Below are 1353 nucleotides of genomic sequence, written 5' to 3' on the forward strand. Positions count from 1 at the left end.
GACAAGGGGGACAAGGGGGACAAGGGGGACAAGGGGGACTGGTTGTTAACCACTAACCACTAACCACTAACAACTAACCACTAACAACTAACAACTAACAACCAACCACTAACAACTATGTTGCATCGCCATCGAGAACAATTTCCAGCTTTAGCTAATAAGACTTATTTTAACTATGGGGGACAAGGACCGATGCCGCAAAGGGCGCTGGATGCGATCGCTTTATCGCAAGCACACATCCAAGATATAGGTCCTTTTAGTGATGAGGTGTATCGCTGGCTGACGTCAGAATATAAAGCAGTAAGAGAGGCGATCGCACAGGAATTAAATGCACCACCCGAAACAATCTCTCTCACGGAGGATGTAACTGTTGGTTGCAATATTGCTATGTGGGGTCTGGAGTGGCAAGCCGGCGACCATATGCTGCTTACAGACTGCGAACATCATGGTATTGTGGCGATCGCACAGGAAATTGGGCGCAGGTTCAAAGTAGAAATTACCACTTGCCCTGTAATGGCAACTTTAAATGAAGGCGATCCTGTTGATGCGATCGCCCAACACTTACGCCCTAATACTCGCTTGCTAGTGTTGAGTCATATCCTCTGGAACACCGGTCAACTTTTGCCCCTTGACAAAATTGTGGAAGTGTGCATAAATAACAATGTCAGAATTCTTGTAGATGCTGCACAGTCTGTCGGTTCAATGCCTTTGAATTTAACAGAATTGGGGGCAGATTTTTATGCTTTCACGGGTCACAAATGGTTGTGTGGTCCTGGGGGTGTGGGTGGTTTGTATGTGCGACCAGAAGTCAGAGAAAGCCTGAAACCGACTTTTATCGGTTGGCGTAGCGTTGTTACAGATAATCAAGGGCAGCCTGGAGATTGGCATCCTGATGGACGACGCTATGAAGTGGCTACTTCAGATTTTCCCCTATATCCTGGCTTAAGGGAAGCGATCGCTATCCATCACGAATGGGGAACACCTGAAGAACGTTATCAGGAAATTCGCCGTTTGAGTGAATACCTTTGGCAAAGTTTGGCAACGCTACCCCATGTCAAATGTCTGCGGACTTCCCCACCAGAAAGCGGTTTAGTCTCGTTTCAACTCACAAATAACAAACCCCAAGCTAGCCTGCAACTGGTACGATTTTTAGAGTCACAAAAGATATTAACTCGAACAATTGCCGATCCAGATTGTGTACGCGCTTGCGTCCACTACTTTACACTAGAATCGGAAATTGACCAATTAATTGAAGAAATTCAAACATTTTGCAAATAAGTAATGGGCATTGGGCATTGGGCATTTTTTCCCCTTGTCCCCCTTGTCCCCTTTTCCCCCTTGTCCCCTTTTCCC

The 1353-nt window shown here is 46.2% G+C and carries 1 protein-coding gene; it reads left to right on the top strand.

Annotated elements, in window-relative coordinates; all coding sequences use genetic code 11:
* Positions 1–117: 117 nt before the first annotated feature.
* On the top strand, positions 118–1278 hold the full coding sequence (locus OGM63_RS26870) for an aminotransferase class V-fold PLP-dependent enzyme (protein ID WP_263748778.1): 1161 nt from the start codon (positions 118–120) through the stop codon (positions 1276–1278).
* Positions 1279–1353 lie beyond the last annotated feature (75 nt).

Source organism: Plectonema radiosum NIES-515, from assembly GCF_025753815.1.
GTDB classification, from domain to species: Bacteria; Cyanobacteriota; Cyanobacteriia; order Cyanobacteriales; family Nostocaceae; genus Hassallia; species Hassallia radiosum_A.

What these genes read in the sequence shown, in the direction of transcription:
- OGM63_RS26870 (WP_263748778.1), top strand. Translation starts at nt 118, where the DNA reads ATGTTGCATCGCCATCGAGAACAATTTCCAGCTTTAGCTAATAAGACT.